Genomic DNA, 24,833 nt, shown 5'->3' on the forward strand with positions numbered 1-24,833 from the left:
TTTTTGTTTGCAATTACCAGATTTTATATTTTACTTTATGATATCAAATTAATATCAAATATGTATCAGGAAAAAATTATCAGCCCACCATCTGGGTATTTAACATTTGCATTATTTATAGTGCTTTTAGCGGGAGCAATCTTTTGTTTTGTTACGGAAAACTTTATTTGGGGTGGCTGTATCCTGGCCTTCAATTTTTTCCTAGTGCTCCCAGGATTGATCATTAATAACCCCAACGAATCAAAAGTGCTAACCCTATTTGGTAAATATGTTGGCACAGTAAAAACCGATGGATTTTTTTGGGTTAACCCCTTAACCAACAAAAGAAAGGTTTCGCTTCGTGCAAACAACTTAAATGGGCAACAGCTTAAAGTAAACGACAAGCTGGGAAATCCGATAGAAATTGCCGCTGTAGTGGTTTGGAAAGTGAACGAAACGGCAAAAGCCATTTTCTCTGTAGAAAACTATCTTCAATATGTAAACATACAGAGTGAAGCGGCAGTAAGGCATTTGGCTAATATCTTCCCTTACGATCATGCAGAAGGCGAAGAAACCAGCATTACATTAAAAGATGGTGCAGAAAAAGTAAGCGAACTTTTAGAAAGCGAATTAAATGAACGTTTGTCGAGAGCCGGAATTGAAGTTTTAGAAGCCCGGATTTCTCACTTGGCCTATGCACCAGAAATTGCAAGCGCAATGCTTCAACGCCAACAGGCTACAGCGGTAATAGCAGCTCGCAAACTAATTGTAGAAGGCGCCGTTGGAATGGTAGAAATGGCATTAGAAAAGTTATCGCAAAAAGGAATTGTAGAATTAGATGAGGAACGAAAAGCCGCTATGGTAAGCAATTTATTGGTTGTTCTTTGTGGTGATAGACATGTACAACCGGTGGTAAATACTGGTACGCTATATAACTAACTAATGGAATTCGAAGAAAGACAAAATTTAAACCTTTGGTGGCTCTATATTTTATTGGGCATTGATGCTGTTATGGTTTTAAGCATTGTTCTTTTTGATAAGGGTGGAACGAGCTTACAGGATTTAAAAAGCAACTATTTCGCTCCATTTTGGGCTGTCCTCCTTCCCTTTTTGATTATTTTCATAATTCAGAGAAACAAGCTAACCTTAAAAATAAATGCCGAGGGTATCGCTTTTAAATATTTCCCGTTTAATGTAAAACCGCGAATTTTCCATTGGACAGATATTGAAAAAGCTTATATCAGAAAATATGATGCATTCTCTGAGTACGGTGGTTATGGCGTAAAAAACCGACTTTGGTTTAAACTTAATGACAAGGCATACATTTTAAATGACGGCAACAAAGGTCTTCAGCTCGAATTTAAAAATGGCAAAAAGTTGCTGTTCAGTACAAACAAAGTTGATGAGGTAGAGTTATTCCTCATCAACTTAAAAACAAAATACAATATTAAAGCAATAGAATAAGTAAGGATGGCCGAGAAAGATAAAAAAGCTTTTGTATTAAGAATAAGTCCTGCTTTATTAAAAGAAGTAGAAGTTTGGGCGGCTGATGAATTTAGAAGCACAAATGGACAGATAGAGTTTCTACTCAATCAGGCATTAAAATCAAGAAAAAAGGACAAGACTAAGGAATCTTAAATCTAATCTTCTTGTTATGTATATACCTGCCATGCTAAAATGCAGTCTTCAGCGTTTATGCAATATCAAAAAATGCATACCTTAGTGGGCTAACCAAAAATTCATAAAATTTATTTTAAATGAGAGAAGTTGTAATCGTATCGGCTGTAAGAACACCTATTGGCAGTTTTGGAGGTTCATTGGCCCAATTTTCGGCCAGTCAATTAGGCGGTTTCGCCATTAAATCTGCAGTGGAAAAGGCCGGACTAAAACCAGATCAGATTCAGGAAGTTTACATGGGAAATGTACTTTCAGCTAATTTAGGTCAAGCACCTGCAACACAAGCTGCAAAATTTGCAGGCCTTCCAGATTTGCCCGCAACAGGTATTAATAAAGTTTGCGCATCGGGTACAAAAGCAATTATGCTGGCAGCACAAAGCATTGCTATTGGAGATAGCGATATTATAATAGCCGGCGGAATGGAGAGTATGAGTAACGTTCCATATTATTTAGACAAAGCCAGAAACGGCTACAGATTAGGACATGGACAAATTACCGATGGCCTGGTAAAAGATGGCCTTTGGGATGTGTACAATGATTATCATATGGGATCGGCAGCAGAACTTTGTGCAAGCGAGTGCAACATAAGCCGTGAACAACAAGATAATTTCGCAATTGAATCCTATAAAAGGGCACAATCTGCCCAAACTGCAGGAAAATTTAAAAATGAAATTGTTGCAATAGAAGTTAAAGATAGGAAAGGAGAAATTTCTGTAATCGATACAGATGATGAGCCAACTGCTGTTAAATTTGATAAAATTCCGGGACTAAAACCTGTATTTAAAAAAGATGGAACAGTTACGGCGGCCAATGCATCTACCCTAAACGATGGCGCAGCCGCACTCGTTTTAATGAATGCCGAAAAAGCAAAAGCACTCGGAATAAAACCTTTGGCAAGAATTTTAAGTTTTGCTGATGCTCAACAGGCTCCAGAATGGTTTACTACTGCCCCGTCAAAGGCAATTCCCTTGGCGTTATCAAAAGCCAACGTTGATATCAAATCTGTTGACTTCTTTGAGATTAATGAAGCATTTTCGGTAGTTTCCATAGCAAACAATCAAATATTGGATTTAAATGAGAACCAGGTAAACGTTAATGGTGGTGCAGTTTCACTTGGTCATCCGCTTGGTGCATCAGGAGCAAGAATTGTTGTTACCTTACTATCTGTTTTAGAACAAAACAATGGCAAAATTGGCGTTGCCGGTATTTGTAATGGAGGCGGTGGGGCAAGTGCGCTTGTAGTAGAGAAATTGTAAAGAATTAATAAATAAAGTTGCTGGTATTTTACCTGCAACTTTATAATTATATTTATTGTAAATTATAAGATGAGAAACATCAAATTCTATTTATTTGTATTGATTGGCTTGGTAAGTTCTGTTGTAAAAGCACAGCAGGCCACCAGCAAACTCGATGTTTTTCAAGATAGCTTAATAAAAACAACAGCTTCAATTAAAGCAGAAGACAGCGATGAACAGCGCTTGTCCAAAAATGGAAAATTTGTTAAAATGCTTGTTGAAGCGCTAAAAACGCCTAATTCCTTTTCCTATTCTTTTGATTCATTAAAAAATGTATCCATTGTAAAATCTTCCGATCAGGCTTTTAGAATTTTAAGTTGGTATGTACAACTGGAAAATGGCACCTATCGTTATTATGGTGCAATACAAATGAATACGGGCAGCACCCCGCTTAAACTTTATCCACTTATTGATCAAACCGAAAACATTACCGATCCAAACGCGATTGGCAATAACCAAAAATGGTTTGGCGCCAGATATTACGAAATTATTCCAGTTACTTCTGGCGGAAGATTACCTTACTACGTACTTTTAGGATGGAAGGGAAATACCCAAACCACAACCAAAAAAGTTATTGAAATTTTATCCTTCGATAAAGAAAACGCAATATTTGGAGCTCCGGTTTTTGATGGAAAAGATCTTAAAGGGAAAAACAGAATCATTTTTGAGTATACAAAAGCTAATGCAATGATACTTAAAACCGAGCCAAAAGCTGGCTTGATTGTTTTTGATCACCTTGCTCCTTTCGACCCTGAAATGGTTGGAAAATATGAGTTTTATGGATCGGATGGCAATATTGATGGCTTTAAGGTTATAGGTGGTAAACTTAAACTTCAAGAAAATCTGGAGCTTAAAAATAATCCCAATGCCAGCGATGATCTGTATGCAGATCCTAAGAAAAATGTAAAACCTATCAGAAAGTTTGAATAGGCTACTATTTAACATCTTCATTACGTTCTTCGTGAGTTAAAAATTTGTGAGTTTGCCAATCGCTGACTATATTGCGCCCTGCTAAACTAACTTAAACAACACACAAATTCTGAATTCATAAACTAAAACCAACAAATGTTTTATGCAAACAACTATTGAAACCAAGGACGATTTCTTTAAAGAAAAAGTATTAGGTCATCCGGCTGGTCTATTTGTACTTTTCTTTACCGAAATGTGGGAAAGATTTTCGTATTATGGCATGCGGGCCTTATTAGTATTGTTTTTAACCTCATCTATTTTAGGTGAAAACAAAGGTTGGGGTTGGCCAAGGGAACACGCACTGGCCATTTATGGTTCTTATACTTCGCTTGCTTACTTAACACCAATTTTGGGTGGATACATTGCAGATAGATTAATTGGATACCGTTGGGCCGTAATTGTTGGAGCCTTTTTAATGACACTTGGCCATCTTTCGATGGCTTTTGAGGTTAATCCTATTTTCATGTATCTAGGTTTATGCCTTCTAGTAGTTGGAAATGGATTTTTCAAGCCTAATATGACTTCGATTTTATCTCATATGTATAAAAAACATCCAGAGAAGAAGGATGGGGCATATACCATATTTTACATGGGTGTTAATTCGGGTGCATTTTTAGGGATGTTGCTTTGTGGTTACATTGGAGAAAGTGCAAATTGGGGCTGGAGCTACGGTTTCGGACTTGCAGGTATCTTCATGTTTGTAGGAATGCTACAATTCTATTTTACCAAGAACATTTTTGGCTCAATCGGTTTAAAACCCGTAAATAATGTAGAAGTTGTTGATGAGGATGAAGACCCAGCAGAAGCAAAAAAGAATCCATTTTCTATATTCGATATCGTTTTAATTGTTTTAATTTCTGTAATTGGATTGGTTTGGATCATTAACGATCCTTATTCAAAAATCTCGGGGCATACCGTATTTAATTTCACCGTTGGAAAATTAACTGGCGATAACTTTGCAATAATTGTTGCTCTGGCCCTGTTCATTTTTATTCTGATTAAAAGAATTGCGCAGTACACACCTAAGCTTAGAGATAAGATGATTGTTGTAATCGTACTCGCATTTATTACCATATTCTTTTGGGCTGCCTTTGAACAGGCCGGCGGTTCAATGACGATTTTCGCAAAAGATTATACTGCGAGATTATTGCAGGGAAATGCCAAAATAGTCTTCAACGTTGCCAATACATTAATTACGGTTGTTCCATTGGTGATTATTACTTATGTGCTTTTCAGCCTGTTTAGAAAAACGTTTGGCAAGTTTGCCTTAGGAAATATTATTCTAGCCATTGGCTTTGCATTAATTTGGATTATTGTAATCTATATGCTTAAAAACCAATACAGCGATGTTAAAGCTGAAGTTCCGGCAACTTGGTTTGGTGTACTTAATTCATTATTTATTATTTCGTTTGCACCATTAGTATCTAAAATTTGGGAAAGCAAATACAACCCAACCGCAACGGTTAAAAATGGTTTGGGTATGATTTTACTTGGTATAGGATTTGCTGCTTTGGCTTACGGCTCAAGTTCAATTCCATCCGGGGCAAAAATAGCTTCGGTTAGCATGATCTGGCTTATTTTAGCTTACTTTTTCCATACCATGGGCGAACTATTTATTTCTCCAGTTGGCTTATCGTATGTTTCTAAACTTGTTCCCGGTCGTATGATTGGAATTATGTTCGGGATTTGGTATTTGGCTATTGCTATTGGAAATAAAATTGCGGGAACCATGGGCGGCATGATCGATAAAATTACAGCTCAATATTCAATGTCTACCTTTTTCTTGATTTTCACTTTAATTCCTGTAGGTCTCGGGGTTTTTATCATGCTCCTTACCCCTATCATTAAAAAATTAATGCACGGCGTAAAATAGTATGGAAATTACAGCTGAAAAAACGATTTCTCTAGAAGAAATTCAGAACTTTGAAGGTAAATATCCAAAGCAACTTTGGTATTTATCTTTGGTAGAAATGTGGGAACGTTTCTGTTTCTATGGCATGCGGGGTGTATTGGCCTTTTTTATGGTTGATCAATTGCATTTAACGGATCAAAAATCAAATCTTCAGTACGGAGCCATTCAGGCCTTTGTTTATGCCTTTACCTTTATAGGAGGTATATTTGCCGATAAGATTCTGGGCTTTAGGAAATCCTTATTTTGGGGCGGATCTTTAATGATTATTGGTAACTTAATCTTAGCCTTTTCTCCGCACGATCTGTTTTATGTGGGTATAACTTTATCCATTATAGGAACAGGATTTTTCAAACCGAACATCTCATCAATGGTTGGAGAATTGTATCACGAGAAAGATAATCGCAGAGATGCCGGTTATGGACTTTTCTATGCCGGAATTAACGTTGGCGGATTATTGGGCGGTGCATTATGTATCTATCTTGGAAAATATTACAACTGGCATTACTGCTTTCTTTCCGCAGCTTTGGTTATGGCATTTGGCTTAGGAACGTTTATTTTCACAAAAAAGCACTTGGGGCCAATTGGTATTTCTCCATTATTACATCTTGCAAAAACAAAGCAGAAAACTTATGAAATTGCGGTTTATGTAGGTTCACTTTTATGTATTCCTCTAATTTTTATAATGGTGAGAAACACCTCTTTCACCGACTATTTTATGTACACGCTTGGCGTAATTGCAATGGTTTATTTTATTTACGAAACCATTAAAATAAAGGATAGGAAAGCTCAATATAAATTATTGGCGGCGTTTGTTTTTATATTTTGCTATTTCATTTTTATGGCAATATCAGAGCAAAGCGGTGGTTCGTTATCTTTGTTTGCAAAGGATAATTTAGATCATAAAATCCTTTTCTTGAATATAGACCCTAACGTTGTAAACAATAGTGTTAACTCATTTTTCGTAATTGTTTTTAGTCCGATTATTGGAATTTTATGGCTAGGACTTTATAAACGCAAAATAGAACCTAATACAGTAGTAAAATTTGGTTTAGGTTTTATTCTTTTGGCGGCAAGCTTTTATGCCTTTTATGCCACACGTTTTTTTGCAAACGTACAAGGCATTAGCTCGCTTAATGTTTTTACATTCGCCTATTTGTTGCTAACACTTGGCGAGTTATGCATTGGTCCAATCGGGATGTCTATTATCACTAAATTATCGCCAAAAAGAATGTTTGGTATGATGATGGGACTTTGGTTTCTATTTAGTGCATTTGGACAACTTGCAGCAGGAAAGCTTGGGGCAGAGATGTCTAGCATAGATAATGCAACATTGCCAACTAAACTTATTGCTTATACAGAAGGTTACAAAGCGTTGGCATTATACTCGTTAATTGCTGGTTTGGCATTAATTGTATTTTCGCAGTTAATTAAAAAATTGATGCAAGAAGTTAGATAAATCAGCTTAAAAAATTTAACCCGTATCAGTTTTTATTGATGCGGGTTTTTTATTTATTTATCAACTATAGCGAAGCAGCCATGATTTGGTTAACGAGTTTGTAAATCATGAAAAAAACATGATGTTTCGTTTTTAATATTTACTTTCGCCATCAGAAAGCGAAAAGGATTTAATTTACATAAAATACAGTGTCAGATAGTTTAGTTATCATCCCAACCTACAATGAAAAGGAAAATATCGAAAAGATAATCCGAAAGGTATTTTCTTTGACTCAACCTTTTCATGTTTTAATTATTGATGATGGCTCACCAGATGGTACAGCGGATATTGTTAAATCTTTACAAGTCGAGTATCCAGGGCATTTATTTATTGAAGAACGTGCCGGGAAACAGGGTTTGGGAACTGCGTATATTTATGGTTTTAACTGGGCCTTACAAAGAGATTATCTATACGTTTTTGAGATGGATGCCGATTTTTCTCATAACCCTGATGATTTGTCGCGTTTGCGTGAAGCCTGTGTTAATGGAGCTGATGTTGCAATAGGATCTAGATATGTAAAAGGCGTAAATGTGGTAAACTGGCCAATGGGAAGGGTTTTAATGTCGTACTTTGCTTCTATGTACGTTCGCTTTATCACCCGAATAAATATCCAAGATGCTACTGCTGGTTTTAAATGTTACCGCAGAATAGTGCTCGAAACCATTCCACTAGATAAAATAAGATTTGTGGGTTATGCTTTTCAAATCGAAATGAAATTTACGGCCATTAAATTCGGATTTAATGTGGTAGAAGTTCCGATCATTTTTACCGACAGAACCGAAGGAACATCAAAAATGAGTACGCGTATTTTTAGGGAAGCATTTTTAGGCGTAATTCAAATGAAAGTAAATAGCTGGTTTAGGAATTATAAAAGGGTTCAATAGTTTATTGGTCATTAGCTATTCGTTCATTGGTCATTAGTTCATTGGTTTATCGGTAATTGAGCCAAATAAACACGATAAACTTACAACTTTTTTGATTTGCTTTCTCTCATCATTGTACCAAAATCCTGTTTCTTGTGCATCGCAGTCACCGTCATTGCCAATCTTTTAGTTCTCGTTGTCTCCGTTTTAGCCTGATTAATCCAGTTGATGTAATAGTTTTGATGTGACTTTGGCTGTTTCAAAAAATTAGACATTAAATGTTCCTCGTCTGAAAGGCACATTTCCAAATCTTCGGGCATTTCTATTTTAAAATCCTTATCTTCTTCAAGGCTGAGCTCTACCGATGCACCCGCTTCTTTCTTTAATTTTTTTCTAAGTTCACTTTTTAACGCGAGAATAAAATCGCCCTCTCCCATCGGCATTACCGCCATTCCCAAAACTTCAACCAGATCGATTTTTCCTTTAACTCGAAAGCTTACCTTACAATCAGGCTTAATCTGGTTGGCCAAATTTGCGGGGATAAAGACATAACTCCATCCGGTTTTTTCGCCCATGCTATCAAAACGTTCTATCTCAGCTTTAAAATGAATCATGAAATAAATATAGAAATTTGGGGTAATAAAAATTTATTCGGCTCATAAAACAGCTAATTTTTGAGCCGATTAGCGTTTATATTCGGCTCACTTTATTATTCAAATAAATCAAGTTGCCCTTCAATAGGTGGGTAACCTAAAAAATTAAATTGGTAAATTACTTCAAATTGTCCTTTCATCGAATTCAATTTTCTAATGGCAATGGTATCACACTCAAAATTCAAATCTATTTCATCAAAAATATTATCAACAGAATTCAATTGTTTATCATTCATATTTCTGGCAATAGATATATGAGCATTAGTGCCAAACTTCACATTGATTCCCTTAAAATTTTTTCTAAACATCTTTAGTACCTTGTTTAAGTTAGGTTTTGAACTTTCATCTGGTAGTGCAAACACACATGTATTTATATGTGAATTTACTATTTTATCAAATGAAACATGAAACTGTTTCTGAGCATAACAAAATAATTTCGTATATCTGATAGCCATCGCAAGTTCTGATTCAAATGCATCGAATTCTAAAATAGTTATATGAGCTTCAGAATTTCTACTGGAATACCAACCTACTCTTTTTGCTAAAATATTTTTTAAGCCCTTAATATAATACCTTATCAATGGTGATGGATAAACGATTATCGAATATCGATCTCTTTTTAAATTTGTGTTCATGGTTTTTAATTTTTATTTATTACTTTAATTAACTGCTACAGGATTCATATGAATATCCAGCTTGGCGAATTTCAAAACCTCAATACTTGGAAAGCTGAAATCTTCTACTACTTTACCTAAAATTAAATAACAGCCCTTTCCTCCAAAAGGATACACAGGTGTAGTATTAGGAAAATGCGTAGTATCAAAAAAATCGCCATTGGCATCTAAAAATGTTCCAAACCACATTTTGGTATTTTTAATGGTATGCACTGTTTTTTCGCAGACATAATTTCCGACCATTTTTACGGTCTTGCCAATGTGGTTATGTAAATCATTCGCCATAATATCGCCACGATAACCCGTTTTCAAAAAATCAAACATCTTAAAATTTAAGGGATAGCCCAAAAGTTCGAGCTCGAGATAAGCATCTTCGATATCAGAATTTTCTAAAACTGGTAAACTATATTCCTTATGTTCTAAATTAAACAATTCGATAGAATTCGGTCTTTTTTGCTTGTGGCCCAGATAATTATAAATATCCCATAGCAAAGTCTTTTTATCTTTCCCGGTAAATCTTAAAGCACCTAAACGAATCAATAAGATTGCTTGCTCCAATGTAATTTGAGTTCGTTTAATAAACTGTTCCAAATCCTTGAAAGGTCCATTTAAGTTCCGTTCGCACGGAATTCCGGTTATAAATTTATTTTCAAGCCCCTGAATACCGATAAAACCCAGATAAGCATCATCTCCATTAATATTAACCACTTCATCACTATGGTTTACACAAGGTAAATGAACCTTTGCACCCATTTTTTGTAGTTCGTGCACATACACCCATCTACTATAAAAACCTCCATAATTATTTAAAACGGCCACCATAAATTCTTGTGGATAATATGTTTTTAGATATAGACTCTGATAACTTTCTACTGCAAAAGATGCGGAATGGGCCTTTGAAAAACTGTAACCAGCGAAAGAAGAAATCTGCCTCCATACTTCGGTAATCAATTCTTCCGAGTGGCCCTGCTCACGTGCGGATACGAAAAATTTATTAACCAATTCCTCAAAAGCAAGTTTAGAGCGATACTTACCGCTCATTGCTTTGCGTAAGACATCGGCTTCTGCCAAATCCAATCCTGCAAAATAATGGCAAACCTTAATTACATCTTCTTGATAAACCATAACACCGTAAGTATCTTTAAGTTGCTCTTTCATTTCATCGCATAAATAAACAACTTTATCAGGCGCATGATAACGTTCGATAAACGATTTCATCATCCCTGAACTGGCTACACCAGGGCGAATAATAGAACTTGCGGCCACCAAGGTTAAATAATCTTCGCACTTTAATTTTTTAAGAAGCTGGCGCATGGCCGGAGATTCAATGTAAAAACAACCTATTGGTTGACCTTCTCTTAAAATTCCGTTTAATTTTTTGTCATCCTTAAAATTTTTAAAATCATGAATATCAATGTCCTTACCTTTATTCTGCTTAATTAGCTGAACGGCTTCCCGGATATGGCCAATACCCCTTTGGCTTAAAATATCGAATTTTTCATAGCCAATTGCCTCCGCCTCGTACATATCCCATTGCACGGTTGCAAAACCTTTTGGTGGCAAATCTAAGGCTGTATAATAAGTTATGGGTTCTTCGGAAATCAGAATCCCTCCCGCATGAATGGAACGTTGATTGGGCATGCTCTTCATATGCTGATGAACGGCTAGCAATTTTTTATACGTTGGATTTAACGAATTTTCGCGTTCTCTTGTTGGATCGGTAAAACCATCTATCTCTGCCTTGGGTAAACCCAGTACCTTTCCAATTTCGCGAATAATGGCCCGATCTTTAAATGTACTCATGGTACCCAAAAACGCAACATGCCATTTGGGGTATTTCTTGAATATATAATTCTGAATGGTTTCCCGTTCATCCCAGGCAAAATCAATATCGAAATCTGGAGGGCTTGTTCGTTTCTCGTGCAAAAACCGTTCGAAATATAAATCCAGATCAATTGGGTCTACATCAGTAATGCGTAAACAATAAGCAACAATACTATTTGCTCCAGAGCCACGCCCTACATGATAAAACTTGCACCTGCCCATTGCATAACGTACAATATCAAAAGTGATTAAAAAGTAAGCGCAATAATTTTTTAATTCAATAATGCGCAGTTCCTTTTCCATTCGCTTAATGGCAACCAAATTGTTTTCTCCGTAGCGATATCCCAAACCTTTAAAAGCAATTCTTCTAAGCAGAACTTTATCCGCCTCTACTCCTTCTTTGCAATAAGCAAGTCTATTTTTTGAGATCGGTTGCGAGCCAGGTTCAAAATATATACTCAAATCACAGGCATCAATCAATCTTTGCGTATTTTCAATGATGAAAGGGAATTGCTCAAATTTGCTGGTCAGTTCGGCTTCAGAAATCAGATATTCATCTTTATTGCATTTCAGTTCTTCGGGCACCATAGTTAAAAGTGTATTTAACTCAATAGCCCTTAAGTATTCGTGTAATCGATGGGTGATTTTATCACGTACGGTTACCGGATGCCAAATCAAAAGTTTTTCCTGTTGTTGTAGTATTGGGTGTTTGTAAAGATAATTTAACTGAGAACTTTTAATCCCCACATATTCATCTTTCCGTAAATCTCGGCTGAAGGTTTTAACAAAGGGATAAACGATAAAAACATGCTTAAAAATTGGTGCATCATCTGGAAGTGGGATGTTTTCGATATTATGCCGACTTAAAAACTCATTAAGTTCTCGCATCCCTTCCTTATTTTTGGCTATTCCAAAATAAAGCAATTGATTGTCCCGTCTAAATTCAATTCCGGCAATGGGTTTTATCTGATAAGGAATATTTCCTTTCTGAACTTCATCTGCCTCTTTAAATATAGCCTGTTTACCACATTCGCGAATAAATTCGACCGCACCTGTAGAGTTATTGATATCAGTCAATACCAATTGATGAATACCTAAAGCACGTGCCTGTGCAATAATGCTAGGAATATCCATTGTGCCGTATTTTAGACTATACGAAGAATGTGTGTTAAGAAACATTTCATTTAGCAGTTTTCAGTTCGCAGTTTTCAAATTCAGATTTAGCCTTTGTTAGCAGTTAACCAATTTTACAATTAACCATCAAGCTTAGTTGTAGAGCCAATATCCGAATTGATGAAGGTTCTAATTCTCGATTTTTTTCGTGCCCCATCTTCTTCATTTTCTCCTTCCGCTTTTACCTTTTTCTTTCGTGGGTTATACTTAATTACCTTATTATTTTCATCTTTTTGTGGAGGTTTTACAATGCAGGCTTTCACTACCGATTCTACACCGTAATGATTTCGAACCTTATCCATAGCTTGATACAAACTGTATTCTTCTTCTGATGTATGATACAAACCAATTTGTTCGAAACCACTAACGAGGTGTGAAAGTTTAACCCCGATTAAGCGCAACAACATCCGTTTGGTGTATAATTTATTAAATAGATCGTGCGCCTTATCAATCAAAAAAGAATCTAAAGCAGTGTATGGAATTCGAGTCTGTTGGGTAACCGTTTCGAAATTGGAATACCTTATGGTAACTGTGATACAAGCCGTTAATTTCTGTTGGCTTCGCAAATCAAAAGTTAAATTGGTAACCATTCCAGTTAATATTGCACGCATCTTATTGATATCCATACTATCGTTTTCGAATGTAGTCTGTGTGCCGATGGATTTCCGCTCCCGGTAAGGAACCACGGGCGATAAATCGATTCCATTTGCTTTCTGCAAAAGACTTAAGCCATGCTGACCTAAAATTTTGAACATTAATTCTTGAGGAATTTCGGCAAGCGTTTTAATTTTCCGAACGCCCATCTCACTCAGCTTTCGATAAGTAGAATCGCCAATGCCCGGTATTTTTTGTACCGACAAAGGGTTTAAAAATGGACGAACTTCAGGGTAGGGAATTTCTCGTTCGCCATTGGGCTTGCATTCATTTGTTACAATTTTTGAAACAGTTTTATTTATCGATAAGCCAAAAGAAATCGGCAAATGCATTTCTTTTAAAATGGTTTGTCTTAATTCTGAAGCAAACTTCATACAGCCGAAAAAACGATCCATTCCGGTCATATCAATAAAATGCTCGTCTATACTCGCCTTTTCGAACAGTGGAACACGCTGAGAAATAATTTCGGTAATTTCATGCGAAGCTTTTGAATAATCATCCATGTTGCCCCTTACAAAAATTGCTTGTGGACAAAGCTGTTTCGCCATTCTGCCTGGCATAGCCGCATGAACACCAAATTTCCGAGCTTCATAGCTACAAGATGTTACAACTCCTCGATCAGAACTCCCACCAACAATAATAGGTTTTCCAATTAGATTAGGGTTTTTTCTCAATTCCACAGACACAAAAAATGCATCTTGGTCCATATGGATAATTTGTCGCTCCTTGTCCATTATCTACCATTAATTATTGTTTACTAGGAAATCATTAGATCAAAATTACTAATATTTTTAGCTTTATAAATTTCTAAGCCGATTGATTTATCAACAAAATACTAACAATTTTAGTTTTTTAAATTGTTGGTAAAGTTTTTCAGGAAAGGTTGCTGGTAAAAATTTGAGAAAAATTCAGTTTCAATAAATCAAAACTTTTTAAAGTTTATACCTGTTTAATTTTTATTAAACGTTAAGATTATGAAAACTCAAAATAGTAAGGATACAGAAAAGAAAGAAGAAGCAAACACCAAAACATCGGGAACTTCTAAAGAGAAAGCCACGTTTGATCAAAACGGGAAAGGTGCTTCGGATAAGTATGGTAAAGCTGGCACCACGCCCAACGAATCTGGCGATGAGCATGGTGTAGGTACAACAAGCAAAAACAGTAATAAATAACTCTAGGGATAGATTTTTTTAGGCTGATTTGTAAAAATGCTTGTCAGCTTTGTTTTTATTTTTCGTAAATGCTCATTTTTTCTGCCAACTCGATAATGCTTTTTATCTTAAGTTTTTGGAAAAGTCTAAGCTTATAAGTACTTACAGTACCCATTTGTAAATTAAGTTGATTAGAGATTTCTAATACACCTATGCCTTTGGTTAAAAGTTCTGCAACTTCTAATTCTCTGCCAGATAGTTTAGTGAAAGGATTATCGGCATCGTTACCAAGAATGCTGTTAAACATGTTTTCTTTAACGTTTCTGCTCGAATAGCGGCTACCAGCTAAAATAGTTGTTATTGCGGTAACGATTTCGGATTCTTCGGCATTTTTGGTTAAGTAACCAGATGCGCCAGATTTAAGGTAAGGCACTGCGTAAATATTTTCGTTTAAAGATGAAAACACAAGAATTTTTGCATTTGATTGAACCAATTTAATTTGATCGATTACCTTTAAATTATTTCCGCCCGGTAGATTCACATCTATAATAATTAAGTTGGGAGATTTTTCAACCTCAACCAAAGCCTGCTCCAACGTTGATGCGTGTATGATTTCTACACCCACCCAAAAATCAGATATCAAACTTTTTAGTCCACGGCGGATGATTTCATGATCATCAGCAATAAGTACGGTAAATGTACTTCCGGCATTCTTTGCTTTCATTTTACTTGATATATTGTGCAATTTACTAAAAATATATTAATGTTATACGAAAATTCTATTTTTTATATTATTAATAATACAACCCAACACCTTGATTTATGCGTAATATATTACATAAGTAAATCTATATTTCAGGATTCAACATCTACAAACATTGATCTTCAATTTACTTGAATCCATTTAAAAAACTTTAAGAGTTGCCATTCTTATATTCGGTGTTGTAAATGAAAATGCTACAGAATTTCGATGGCCTACTAAAGATTTTTAGACAACGAAGAACATAAATTTATGTAATTACTTCAAACGGAATTATTTGTTGGTAAAGGACATTTTTTATACTTCAGGTACGGCCTGAAATGGATTGAAAACTAAAAAAAAAATAGTTATTTGGCTGACTTTAAAATACCTTTAATTGTTTGCCTAATACCCATCTATTTTCAAATATGGCAAACATATATTAATTTTTCTGGTTGCGCAACCTGCTCTATATATTGATTCTTGGGTTCTGAGGATTAGAAAATTACTCTAAAACCATCTTATCAATACTACAAACGAAACAATCAAAGAAAATAACTTTTTGTATGTGTAGTTATCAATTGCATTTGAAAATTTTCTTTTTTTGATAATAATCAACAACTTTCGAAAATTGAGTATTATAAATACTACATAATTGGGTTCGAATGATAAATTCTTTGAAAAATAAATCGGCGAACTTTTTTTAGAAGCTCGCCGATTTGTTTTTTAATTTAAATGCTTTTCTAAAGCGTAAAAGTCTTTAAATTTTAGCTCTTATCCTACTAAGGGTTTCTAATCGAACGGCAAGAAACGAAGCAATATATTTAAGTGAAACTCTATTGATTAAATCAGGGAAAGAGACTAAAAAACGTTTATATCTTTTTTCAGCAGATGAAATCCTGCAAAGAAATGCTCTTTCCTCTGCAGACCGGTAATAGAGCTCCATCATTTTCCTGCCTACAATATTTGCTTCTGGAAAGTTCTCGTATAAATAATCCGATAATACATGAGGAATTGCAATCAATTCTACATCTTCTAATGCTTGTAGATATTCTTCAGAATCTCCTTCTATCCACAAGTTGCGTATTGTACCTACAACTTCGTTTTCTTTGGCTATCCATGTTGTTATTTCTGTTTTACCATCTTTTATAAAACCTCTAACAACTCCTTTCACTATTAAAAAAAGGTATTTATTGCGATCGACAGGAGAAACAAGAAATTTATTTTTTTTATAACTTACAGGAAAGGTATGTTGATTTATTCTTAACTCTATTTCATCATTTAAGGGATGAAATTTCTTGAAAATTGAGATAAGTGGTGAAAAATTATTAAATCTCTTCCATCTATCTTCATCAGAGAGGTTAGCTGCAATCATTTTTAATACGATTATAAGGATGGACTTGTTTTATCTTTAAATAAAACTATACTGTAATAATAAGAAGATAGATTGAGATAACGAAGTTTTTTTTGACATTTCTCAATAAAATGTCGATTTATAATATTTTTTCTACCCCTAAGCCAAAAAGTGCAAAGTCGTATTTAACAGGATCTTGCGGATCAAACTGCCTTAAATTTCCAGTGAGTTCAACTGCTGTTTGCCAATCGGTTTGTTTTCTATTAATCAGCCCTAACAATCGCCCTACCCGATCAACATGTACATCGCATGGGCAGATCAAATCCTTTGGTTTGATTGTATTCCAAATTCCAAAATCGACACCCATTAAATCATCTCTAACCATCCAACGCAAAAACATATTTAAACGCTTGCAGGTAGATTTTTGCGCAGGTGATGAAATGTGCTTCTGTGTTCGATGCGGAAAATCTTCAAGGGCGAAAAAATATCTTCTAAAATGATTTAAAGCATCTTCAATGGTAAAGTTTAAATCGCCTGCCAGACAAATAGTAGAATCCAGCTGAATTGAAGAAGCGGAAGTGTTAATTTCAAGATATTCCGATTCATAGATGCCATGAAGCGGTATAAATGCGTCTTCTAAACTATTAAACTTCAGATAATGGGCTTTGAAAAAAGCAACAAAATATAGTAAATCGGTATCGTTAAAGGTTCTGTGTTTAAATCCCAAAAGTCCTTTTAAATCTTGATCGCTATGGTTAAGTACAAAATCGTAGGGCGCATTATCCATTCGCTCAAGCAATTCCTTACATTTATTAATAATTGTTTTTCTTTGCCCCCAAGCTAAAATCGCCGCAAAAAACCCCGAAATTTCTATATCCTGTTTTTTTTCGAACAAATGCGGAATACAAATTGGATCATTTGCAATAAAGTTGGGTTGGTTATATTGTTCAACCTTTTGATCGAGAAAATTTTGCAGTTCTAAAAAATCCATTTGTATTTAAACTAAAAAGTCATCCGTAGAATATCGGCTAATGCCTTTATCTATCGAATGACTTGATTTCAATTATTTGAAATAGCTTATTTCAAAGCGTTTTCTAAGTCTTCTAATAAATCATCAATATCCTCTACTCCAACACTTAAACGCAATAAATTATCGGTCACCCCAACTTTTTCACGCTCTTCTTTGGGTATTGAACCGTGCGTCATCGTTGCAGGATGGTTGATTAAGGATTCTACACCTCCTAAAGATTCGGCAAGCGTAAATACTTTAAAATTAGATGAAATTCTAAAGGTTTCCTGAAGATCAGCACCTTTTAAAGTAATGGAAATCATTCCACCAAAACCACGCATCTGTCTTTTTGCAACATCATGATTTGGATGATCTTCAAAACCTGGCCAATAAATTTTATCAACCTTTGGATGTGTTTTTAAGTAATGAGCAATACGCTCACCGTTTTCGCAATGTGCCTTCATTCTTAAATGCAAGGTTTTAATCCCTCTTAAAACCAAAAAAGAATCTTGAGGCCCGGGAGTTGCGCCACATGCATTATAAATAAACCAAAGATCCTTATAAAGCTGCTCATCGTTTGTAACCAAAGCGCCCATTACAACATCAGAGTGACCACCAATATATTTAGTAACAGAGTGCATTACAATATCAGCACCCAAATCAATTGGATTTTGCAAATAAGGAGATGCAAAAGTATTATCAACCGTTAAAATCAGATTTTTCTCTTTTGTAATTTTAGCTACCCCCTCTATATCGATAATTTGCATGGTTGGGTTGGTTGGTGTTTCAATCCAAACCAATTTGGTTTTATCATTAATATATGGCAACATATTTTCTGGTTTTGAAAGATCCAGAAAATGAAATTTGATTCCATATTTAGTGAATATTTTAGTGAAGATCCGATAAGAACCACCATACAAATCGTTCCCTGTAATCACTTCATCACCAGGTTGAAGCAATTTCAAAACGGCATCGGTAGCACCCATTCCACTCGAAAAGGCTAAGCCGTATTTAGCATTTTCTAAAGCGGCAAGACAATCTTCTAAGGCTTTGCGTGTTGGATTTGTACCTCTCGAATATTCATAGCCTTTATTATCACCAGGCGATTTTTGCCAATATGTCGAGGTTTGATAAATTGGTGTCATTACGGCACCGGTTGTTGGGTCAGGCTCCTGACCTGCATGTATAGCTTTTGTTGCGAATTTCATTTTTTTAGTATCAAATATTGAGTATCAAGTTACGAAATGGGAGATTTGAGCGGTTATGCATTATCCCAATCTAAAATCGCCAATTTAAATTCTAAAATTTATCTAATATGCTCTTGCAAATAATACTCTTTGTGTTGAAGGCTTTCCTGAATAAATACAAATGCCATCTTCTAGTTTATTATCTAAAGGTATACAACGAATTGTTGCTTTAGTTTCGTCTTTAATTTTTTGCTCGGTTTCTGAAGTTCCATCCCAATGAGCAGATATAAAACCTGCTTTATCATCGAGCAATGTTTTAAATTCTTCGTAACTATTGGCTTCGGTAATGTGTTCGTCTCGATATGCCAAGGCTTTATTAAACATTGCCGATTGAATATCTTCAAGCAATTTAACAATGTAAATATCCAATCCTTCTTGAGGGACTGTCTGTTTTAGTTTGGTATCTCTACGGGCAACTTCAACAGTTTTATTTTCTAGATCACGACCACCGATTGCTATACGGATCGGCACACCTTTTAATTCATAATCTGCAAATTTAAAACCAGGGCGTTGTGTATCGCGATCATCATATTTAACGGAAACATTAAGGCCTTTTAATCTCATGGTTAGTTCGTTAACATATGAGGTAATTTTGGCTAAGTCTTCATCACTTTTGTAAATCGGTACAATTACAACTTGAATTGGCGCCAATTTAGGTGGAATAATTAAACCAGAATCATCACTATGTGCCATAATTAAAGCACCCATTAGGCGGGTAGAAACTCCCCAAGAAGATGCCCAAACATAATCTAACTTACCATCTTTTCCAGTAAATTTAACATCAAAGGCTTTAGCAAAGTTTTGCCCTAAAAAGTGTGATGTTCCGGCCTGAAGCGCTTTTCCATCCTGCATTAAAGCTTCAATGCAATACGTGTCTAAAGCACCTGCAAATCTTTCGTTTGGAGATTTCCGACCTCTAATTACTGGAACTGCTAACCAATTTTCAGCAAAGTCTGCATAAATATGAAGCATACGCTCAGTTTCCTCGATGGCTTCTTGAGCTGTAGCATGAGCAGTATGCCCTTCTTGCCATAAAAATTCAGCAGTTCTTAGAAATAAACGCGTACGCATTTCCCAGCGCACAACATTAGCCCATTGGTTAATTAATATAGGTAAATCCCGATAAGATTGAATCCAGCCTTTATAAGTATTCCAAATGATGGTTTCTGAGGTTGGGCGAACGATTAATTCTTCTTCTAATTTAGCGGTTTCATCAACAACTATATTGCCATTTCCATCATTTTTCAGACGGTAATGTGTAACAACGGCACATTCTGTAGCAAAGCCTTCTACGTGAGATGCTTCTTTAGAAAAAAATGACTTAGGAATGAATAATGGAAAATATGCATTTTGATGTCCAGTATCCTTAAACATTTTATCCAAAACAGCCTGCATTTTTTCCCAGATAGCATAGCCATTTGGCTTGATAACCATACATCCACGTACAGCAGAATGTTCTGCTAAATCTGCTTTTAAAACGATATCGTTATACCACTGGGAATAATCTGCTTGTCTACTTGTAATTTCTTTGCTCATATTATGTATTTGGAACGTAATTTGTATGTTAAATAATGTGAAATTAAGCCACAAATTTATAAATTTATGCCTACAAAACGATTAAGAATTGACCGCATTGTTTTTTAAACAATAATGTGACTAAGTTTTTCGTTATTGGCGAATAAAATTTGAAAGCTTTTTATTAACTTGTTGACACACACAACTAAATATAAACACAATGAAACCAATTAAATTTTTACCCATTGTTATGATCGCAGCCGCTGGGTTGGTTGCATCATGCTCTACACCAAAATTGGCTCAAAAAACCGTAAACGATGATGTTTACAACAGCGTAGCAAAAGCCAAAGAGGTAGAATACATGGCCCCTGTTCAAACACAGCAGGCGCAAAGCCAAAATCAAGCCGAATACGACGAATATTACGGTACAAGTAATCCTTATTACGATATGGATTATTCTTCCCGAATTAATCGCTTTTATAATGGTTACTCTTGGAGAGGTTATTACGACCCTTATTTTGATAATTCCTATTACTATAACAATAACTATTTAGGATATGGCTTAGGCTGGAATAATGGTTATGGCTTAAGTTGGGGAGGTGGCTATTATGGCAGTATCTGGAACAATCCATTCTATTATGGAAACTACGGTTATGGATGGAACAGTCCTTTTTATGGCTGGAATTCTTGGGGGCCATACTCTTATTATGATCGCTACGGTTGGGGTGGTGGATATTATGGAGGCGGTGGCTATTATGGTGGTGGAAACTACTATGGCGGCGGCGTAGCTACAAATAGAACTTTTAGACCAAGACCTGGCAGCAACGATACCGGTGTACCTAGAGGAACAAATACAGTGAGTCCTAATTATGGTAGACCGGGAAGATCATCAACTATTGGTGGCAATAATGGGGCTATTAGTTCTACTAATCCAAACAATGGTCGTCCATCTAGAAATGTGCAACCTAGTAATCAACCAAATCAACCTCAGCCACAAATGAGCAGACCATCTCGTGAAGAGAGACCTGCCCCAAGTTACTCTCCACCTCCATCAAATAGTGGTTCGAGTGGTGGCGGAAGCAGTTCTGGTGGTGGTGGCGGCGGTGGCGCTAGACCAGGTAGAGCAGGAAGAGGTTAAGATTAGCAACACACAATTAAACATAAGATGAAAAGAATAATTTTAACCCTCATAGCGGTTACAGTAACTGCTACAGGGACATTATATGCGCAAAGTTATGCGCCAGATGCCTATCGTTTCTCGCAAAGTAGTTATGGAAGTACCGCTAGATTTAAAGCAATGGGCGGTGCACAAATTGGTGTTGGTGGAGATATGGGATCAATTGGGGCCAATCCTGCGGGTTTGGGTTTATTTACCAAATCAGAATTCAGCATTACTCCAGAATATAATGGGGTATCTACACAGAATGCTTTTTTAGGAAATACAACTAAAGATTCTAAGGGACAACTTAATTTAAACAATTTGGGCGTAGTTTTTTATAGCCCAACTTACAAAGCTAAAGGTTCTAATACAGAACAAGGTGTTGTGAGTGCTGTACTTGGAGTTGGTTATAACAGAAATAATGATTTTTTCAATCAATTTCAATATAGTGGAACAAATGCAAACAGTTCTTTCCGCGATGCTCTGGCTGAACAGGCAAATGCCTATGGTATTGATGGAACTTTAGCAGGAGATGCTTACGATAGTTATTTAATTAATCGAAATACGCCAAACTATCCAAATTCGTTTTCTGCTGAACCGTATACCGGTACAAGTTTTAAGCAAAACTGGAATGAATCTCGTTTGGGTTCTACTTCTGAATTTAATGTTGCCGGCGCTTTAAACTTTTCAAACAAGTTTTATCTGGGTGCGGCTGTAAGTTTTGTTAACGTTCGGTACATTAGCGATGCAAGTTATACAGAATCTGGAATTTTGAATTCTTATAACGAGACTACTCAGTTGTATGAAGGAAATGAAAACTACGTTTTAAATTACACTAGAAATCAAGAAACGAAAGGTTCTGGAGTAAATCTAAAAATCGGTATGATTTTTAAACCTGTAAATGAATTCCGTATTGGCGTAAATTTCCAATCTCCAACTTGGATGAATGTTCAGGATAATTCTAACGAAAGTGTAAATAGCCAATTAACAGGGTATAATTCTAATAACCCAAATCAGAATTACACTTTTACATATAATTTACGCACACCTTTAAAGGCATCTGCCGGCGCTAGTTATATCATAGGCAGTAGAGCTTTAATTTCAGCCGATATTGACTATGTAGATTATTCTACAATGAGATTCTCTGCAGATGAAGGCTCGGATTTAACAACCATCAATAGCAACAATGCTTTTATTAAAAACTCTTATAAAGAAGCAATCAATTATCGTTTTGGTGCGGAGATTAAAGTGAGTAACGAGTTGAGTTTAAGAGGAGGTTATGGAGTAAACGGCAGTGGCATAAAAGATGGTGTAAATAAATTTTACGAACAAAAATATTATTCTGGTGGTATTGGTTACCGTATAGATAACTATTATGTTGATGTTACTTACCAAAACTTACAAACCAATTTCAATTCTAGTCCTTACGAATTAAATGACTATACCGAACCATTGGCTGATATTAAAACAACAAGAAATAACGTATTTTTAACTTTTGGAGTAAGATTCTAAATTTTAAATAGATTAAAAAAAAGTCCTGAAATTAAATTTCAGGACTTTTTTTATGTGTGAGATTTTTTAAATTATTCCCTCAAGAACTCCACCCTTCTCTCCCATCTGATCAACACGCTTTTCAATATTCCCATCCTTAATCAATTCTGGTGCGTGGTGAGGTTTTTTTCTTGCATCTATTATCAATGATCCTTTACACCCCCAATGCTTGTTGATGATAAAATCATTAATTCCATATATATCCGCAGCAGGATTACTTCTGGTAAAAGTTACCCATACTAGGTTATCGATGTTTTTTGCGGTAAATTCAGAATCATCTGCTAATACAATTAGTGGAAATCCATTGAGATCTTTTCCAATTAATTCGATATTTAACAATGCTATTTCTGCAGCGGTTTTTTCGGCATTCTGATATTGATCCACTTTTAAAACCAAAATACCAGGCATTGCGATTTTTGGATGCGTAAATTCCTTTGGCAAATTTAATTCTTCCGGAACCCGATTCCATAATTCCCGCTTTTTATTTCCGGCAGCAGCAAGTACAACCTTCGATCCGCTATTCAATCCATCGCCACTATAATCTAAAGTATCAATCGTGGTATTGGTATAAAAATGTAAATCCTTTGTTAAATCGATTCGTTCTAAAACATGAGTCAAAAAAGATTCGATATTATGGGTACTTAAATTTTCGTTATCCTCCCTGGCAGCGATAAAAACATATTTTGCTAAACTAAGTTGATTCTTGCCTAAGATATGATTGGCAATAGTCAAAATCTCCTGAGGTTTTCTTTCCTTTAAATAAGGTGTATAACGCTCACTCCCAATTGCAAAAAGCAATGGATGGACGCCTGCTGCATCTACAGCATGAACTTCTTTTAATCCATGAATTTCTTGAGGTATTGCACTTCCGGTAATCTCGTGTATCAGTGCGCCGAAACTGGTATCTTCTTGTGGTGGGCGACCAACAACTGTAAATGACCAAATTGCATCCTTTTTATGATAAACATTATGGACTTTCATTAATGGAAACGGGTGCGTTAAACTATAATAGCCCAAATGATCGCCAAATGGTCCTTCAGGTTTATTTTCATTCGGATGAACTGTTCCGGTAATTACAAAGTCTGCATCAGCAGAAATGCAAAAACCTTCATCATCATAAAAATATCTAAATCTTCGATTTCCCAAAGCTCCCGCAAAAGTCATTTCCGATAAGCCTTCTGGCAATGGCATTACAGCGGCTAAAGGATGTGAAGGTGGGCCACCAACAAAAATGCTTACCTTGAGCGGTAAACCCATGGCATTTGCCTTAGATTGATGAACGCCAATTCCTCTATGAATTTGGTAATGAAGTCCGATTTCTTGATCTTGAATATAATCATTTCCACCCAGCTGAATTCGGTACATGCCTAAGTTTGCATTTAAAACTCCAGGCTTTTGTACATCTTCTGTATAAACCTGTGGCATGGTTACAAACGGACCACCATCCATAGGCCAGTTAACGATTTGTGGCAAAGCCCCAATCGTTGTTTTTAGAAATTTACTTTTAGCAGAAGGTGTTTTTAAGGGTAAGGCAGATAATGCCGACATTGCAGAACCGGCGTATTTAAAAGGTTTTTTTAATGCTTTAATCGGGTCGTTTCTTAACGAAACCAACTGTTGTACTTTAGGTAAAGTATCTCGAAATATAAACTTAGAGCGTTCCAATGTTCCAAAAAGATTGGATACAGCTGGAAATGGACTTCCTTTAATTTTCTCAAATAGAATGGCTGGACCATTATTTTCATAAATCCTTAAATGGATGGCAGCCATTTCTAGATACGGATCTACTTCTTTTTTAATTCTGATTAAATGACCATGTTTTTCGAGGTCGGTTACGCATTCAGCTAAACTTTTATATGCCATGAACCAAAGATAAATAATTAGGGTCTTTCTAAAACAAAAAAGCCACAGATCGAGAGATTATTATATTAATCTGTCAA

Annotated in this window: 21 protein-coding genes; 11 read left to right on the forward strand and 10 right to left on the reverse strand. The window is 35.7% G+C overall.

Going from position 1 to position 24,833, the window contains the following annotated elements:
* Positions 1-60 precede the first annotated feature (60 nt).
* The 8 genes from DF947_RS03970 (at position 61) to DF947_RS04005 (ending at position 8,211) form a co-directional block, all read left to right on the forward strand.
* Complete coding sequence (locus DF947_RS03970; protein WP_109928353.1) at positions 61-918, forward strand: SPFH domain-containing protein; 858 nt, start codon at positions 61-63, stop codon at positions 916-918.
* A 3-nt stretch (positions 919-921) separates the two neighbouring features.
* The gene (locus tag DF947_RS03975; RefSeq protein WP_109928354.1) at positions 922-1,443 is read left to right on the forward strand and encodes a hypothetical protein; all 522 of its coding nucleotides are present in this window, start codon (positions 922-924) and stop codon (positions 1,441-1,443) included.
* 6 nt (positions 1,444-1,449) lie between these two features.
* Positions 1,450-1,617, forward strand: coding sequence for an Arc family DNA binding domain-containing protein (locus DF947_RS03980; protein WP_109928355.1), 168 nt, complete (start codon positions 1,450-1,452; stop codon positions 1,615-1,617).
* Between the two features lie 119 nt (positions 1,618-1,736).
* Entirely contained in the window at positions 1,737-2,912 is a 1,176-nt protein-coding gene (locus tag DF947_RS03985) for an acetyl-CoA C-acyltransferase (protein ID WP_109928356.1), read from the forward strand.
* A 69-nt stretch (positions 2,913-2,981) separates the two neighbouring features.
* The gene (locus tag DF947_RS03990) at positions 2,982-3,881 is read left to right on the forward strand and encodes a hypothetical protein (protein ID WP_109928357.1); all 900 of its coding nucleotides are present in this window, start codon (positions 2,982-2,984) and stop codon (positions 3,879-3,881) included.
* A 142-nt stretch (positions 3,882-4,023) separates the two neighbouring features.
* Positions 4,024-5,793 (forward strand): peptide MFS transporter, encoded by a 1,770-nt coding sequence (locus DF947_RS03995; RefSeq protein WP_109928358.1) that lies wholly within the window; start codon positions 4,024-4,026, stop codon positions 5,791-5,793.
* Position 5,794: 1 nt separating this feature from the next.
* Positions 5,795-7,288: a peptide MFS transporter gene (locus DF947_RS04000; protein ID WP_109928359.1), complete on the forward strand. Its 1,494-nt coding sequence runs from the start codon at positions 5,795-5,797 to the stop codon at positions 7,286-7,288.
* Between the two features lie 188 nt (positions 7,289-7,476).
* The gene (locus DF947_RS04005) at positions 7,477-8,211 is read left to right on the forward strand and encodes a polyprenol monophosphomannose synthase (protein ID WP_109928360.1); all 735 of its coding nucleotides are present in this window, start codon (positions 7,477-7,479) and stop codon (positions 8,209-8,211) included.
* 80 nt (positions 8,212-8,291) lie between these two features.
* Here DF947_RS04005 and DF947_RS04010 read toward each other — a convergent pair whose 3' ends face one another.
* From DF947_RS04010 to dinB, 4 genes are all read right to left on the reverse strand, one after another.
* The gene (locus tag DF947_RS04010) at positions 8,292-8,804 is read right to left on the reverse strand and encodes a YdeI/OmpD-associated family protein (protein WP_109928361.1); all 513 of its coding nucleotides are present in this window, start codon (positions 8,802-8,804) and stop codon (positions 8,292-8,294) included.
* A 95-nt stretch (positions 8,805-8,899) separates the two neighbouring features.
* Positions 8,900-9,478 carry a 2'-5' RNA ligase family protein gene (locus DF947_RS04015; protein ID WP_109928362.1) on the reverse strand — a complete coding sequence of 193 codons (579 nt, stop codon included), beginning with the start codon at positions 9,476-9,478 and terminating at the stop codon, positions 8,900-8,902.
* 24 nt (positions 9,479-9,502) lie between these two features.
* A complete protein-coding gene (gene dnaE, locus DF947_RS04020; protein WP_109928363.1) occupies positions 9,503-12,520 on the reverse strand; it encodes a DNA polymerase III subunit alpha in 3,018 nt (1,005 codons plus the stop codon).
* Between the two features lie 74 nt (positions 12,521-12,594).
* On the reverse strand, positions 12,595-13,902 hold the full coding sequence (gene dinB, locus DF947_RS04025) for a DNA polymerase IV (RefSeq protein WP_109928364.1): 1,308 nt from the start codon (positions 13,900-13,902) through the stop codon (positions 12,595-12,597).
* A 240-nt stretch (positions 13,903-14,142) separates the two neighbouring features.
* Here dinB and DF947_RS04030 point away from each other — a divergent pair, with 240 nt between their 5' ends.
* Complete coding sequence (locus DF947_RS04030) at positions 14,143-14,340, forward strand: hypothetical protein (RefSeq protein WP_109928365.1); 198 nt, start codon at positions 14,143-14,145, stop codon at positions 14,338-14,340.
* Between the two features lie 55 nt (positions 14,341-14,395).
* Here DF947_RS04030 and DF947_RS04035 read toward each other — a convergent pair whose 3' ends face one another.
* The 5 genes from DF947_RS04035 to proS all read right to left on the reverse strand — a co-directional run bounded on the left by DF947_RS04035 (position 14,396) and on the right by proS (position 20,204).
* Complete coding sequence (locus DF947_RS04035; RefSeq protein WP_109928366.1) at positions 14,396-15,043, reverse strand: response regulator; 648 nt, start codon at positions 15,041-15,043, stop codon at positions 14,396-14,398.
* A gap of 775 nt (positions 15,044-15,818) precedes the next feature.
* On the reverse strand, positions 15,819-16,433 hold the full coding sequence (locus tag DF947_RS04040) for a Crp/Fnr family transcriptional regulator (protein WP_109928367.1): 615 nt from the start codon (positions 16,431-16,433) through the stop codon (positions 15,819-15,821).
* Between the two features lie 118 nt (positions 16,434-16,551).
* Entirely contained in the window at positions 16,552-17,403 is an 852-nt protein-coding gene (locus tag DF947_RS04045) for a TIGR02757 family protein (protein ID WP_109928368.1), read from the reverse strand.
* Between the two features lie 86 nt (positions 17,404-17,489).
* Positions 17,490-18,629: a cystathionine gamma-synthase gene (locus DF947_RS04050; RefSeq protein ID WP_109928369.1), complete on the reverse strand. Its 1,140-nt coding sequence runs from the start codon at positions 18,627-18,629 to the stop codon at positions 17,490-17,492.
* A 102-nt stretch (positions 18,630-18,731) separates the two neighbouring features.
* Positions 18,732-20,204: a proline--tRNA ligase gene (gene proS, locus DF947_RS04055; RefSeq protein ID WP_109928370.1), complete on the reverse strand. Its 1,473-nt coding sequence runs from the start codon at positions 20,202-20,204 to the stop codon at positions 18,732-18,734.
* Positions 20,205-20,403: 199 nt separating this feature from the next.
* Here proS and DF947_RS04060 point away from each other — a divergent pair, with 199 nt between their 5' ends.
* Complete coding sequence (locus DF947_RS04060; RefSeq protein ID WP_109928371.1) at positions 20,404-21,321, forward strand: hypothetical protein; 918 nt, start codon at positions 20,404-20,406, stop codon at positions 21,319-21,321.
* Positions 21,322-21,348: 27 nt separating this feature from the next.
* Positions 21,349-22,854 (forward strand): OmpP1/FadL family transporter, encoded by a 1,506-nt coding sequence (locus DF947_RS04065; RefSeq protein ID WP_109928372.1) that lies wholly within the window; start codon positions 21,349-21,351, stop codon positions 22,852-22,854.
* Between the two features lie 66 nt (positions 22,855-22,920).
* On the opposite strand, the gene DF947_RS04070 is transcribed toward DF947_RS04065, so the two are convergent.
* Positions 22,921-24,756: a UbiD family decarboxylase gene (locus DF947_RS04070; protein WP_109928373.1), complete on the reverse strand. Its 1,836-nt coding sequence runs from the start codon at positions 24,754-24,756 to the stop codon at positions 22,921-22,923.
* Between the last annotated feature and the right edge of the window lie 77 nt (positions 24,757-24,833).

This window comes from Pedobacter paludis, assembly GCF_003173575.1.
Taxonomy (GTDB): domain Bacteria; phylum Bacteroidota; class Bacteroidia; order Sphingobacteriales; family Sphingobacteriaceae; genus Pedobacter; species Pedobacter paludis.

Excerpts from the sequence above, each read along its gene's own strand:
- DF947_RS03970 (WP_109928353.1), top strand. The coding sequence starts at position 61 with ATGTATCAGGAAAAAATTATCAGCCCACCATCTGGGTATTTAACATTT.
- DF947_RS03975 (WP_109928354.1), top strand. The coding sequence starts at position 922 with ATGGAATTCGAAGAAAGACAAAATTTAAACCTTTGGTGGCTCTATATT.
- DF947_RS03980 (WP_109928355.1), top strand. The coding sequence starts at position 1,450 with ATGGCCGAGAAAGATAAAAAAGCTTTTGTATTAAGAATAAGTCCTGCT.
- DF947_RS03985 (WP_109928356.1), top strand. The coding sequence starts at position 1,737 with ATGAGAGAAGTTGTAATCGTATCGGCTGTAAGAACACCTATTGGCAGT.
- DF947_RS03990 (WP_109928357.1), top strand. The coding sequence starts at position 2,982 with ATGAGAAACATCAAATTCTATTTATTTGTATTGATTGGCTTGGTAAGT.
- DF947_RS03995 (WP_109928358.1), top strand. The coding sequence starts at position 4,024 with ATGCAAACAACTATTGAAACCAAGGACGATTTCTTTAAAGAAAAAGTA.
- DF947_RS04000 (WP_109928359.1), top strand. The coding sequence starts at position 5,795 with ATGGAAATTACAGCTGAAAAAACGATTTCTCTAGAAGAAATTCAGAAC.
- DF947_RS04010 (WP_109928361.1), bottom strand. The coding sequence starts at position 8,804 with ATGATTCATTTTAAAGCTGAGATAGAACGTTTTGATAGCATGGGCGAA.
- DF947_RS04015 (WP_109928362.1), bottom strand. The coding sequence starts at position 9,478 with ATGAACACAAATTTAAAAAGAGATCGATATTCGATAATCGTTTATCCA.
- dnaE (WP_109928363.1), bottom strand. The coding sequence starts at position 12,520 with ATGTTTCTTAACACACATTCTTCGTATAGTCTAAAATACGGCACAATG.
- dinB (WP_109928364.1), bottom strand. The coding sequence starts at position 13,902 with ATGGACAAGGAGCGACAAATTATCCATATGGACCAAGATGCATTTTTT.
- DF947_RS04030 (WP_109928365.1), top strand. The coding sequence starts at position 14,143 with ATGAAAACTCAAAATAGTAAGGATACAGAAAAGAAAGAAGAAGCAAAC.
- DF947_RS04035 (WP_109928366.1), bottom strand. The coding sequence starts at position 15,043 with ATGAAAGCAAAGAATGCCGGAAGTACATTTACCGTACTTATTGCTGAT.
- DF947_RS04040 (WP_109928367.1), bottom strand. The coding sequence starts at position 16,433 with ATGATTGCAGCTAACCTCTCTGATGAAGATAGATGGAAGAGATTTAAT.
- DF947_RS04045 (WP_109928368.1), bottom strand. The coding sequence starts at position 17,403 with ATGGATTTTTTAGAACTGCAAAATTTTCTCGATCAAAAGGTTGAACAA.
- DF947_RS04050 (WP_109928369.1), bottom strand. The coding sequence starts at position 18,629 with ATGAAATTCGCAACAAAAGCTATACATGCAGGTCAGGAGCCTGACCCA.
- proS (WP_109928370.1), bottom strand. The coding sequence starts at position 20,204 with ATGAGCAAAGAAATTACAAGTAGACAAGCAGATTATTCCCAGTGGTAT.
- DF947_RS04060 (WP_109928371.1), top strand. The coding sequence starts at position 20,404 with ATGAAACCAATTAAATTTTTACCCATTGTTATGATCGCAGCCGCTGGG.
- DF947_RS04065 (WP_109928372.1), top strand. The coding sequence starts at position 21,349 with ATGAAAAGAATAATTTTAACCCTCATAGCGGTTACAGTAACTGCTACA.
- DF947_RS04070 (WP_109928373.1), bottom strand. The coding sequence starts at position 24,756 with ATGGCATATAAAAGTTTAGCTGAATGCGTAACCGACCTCGAAAAACAT.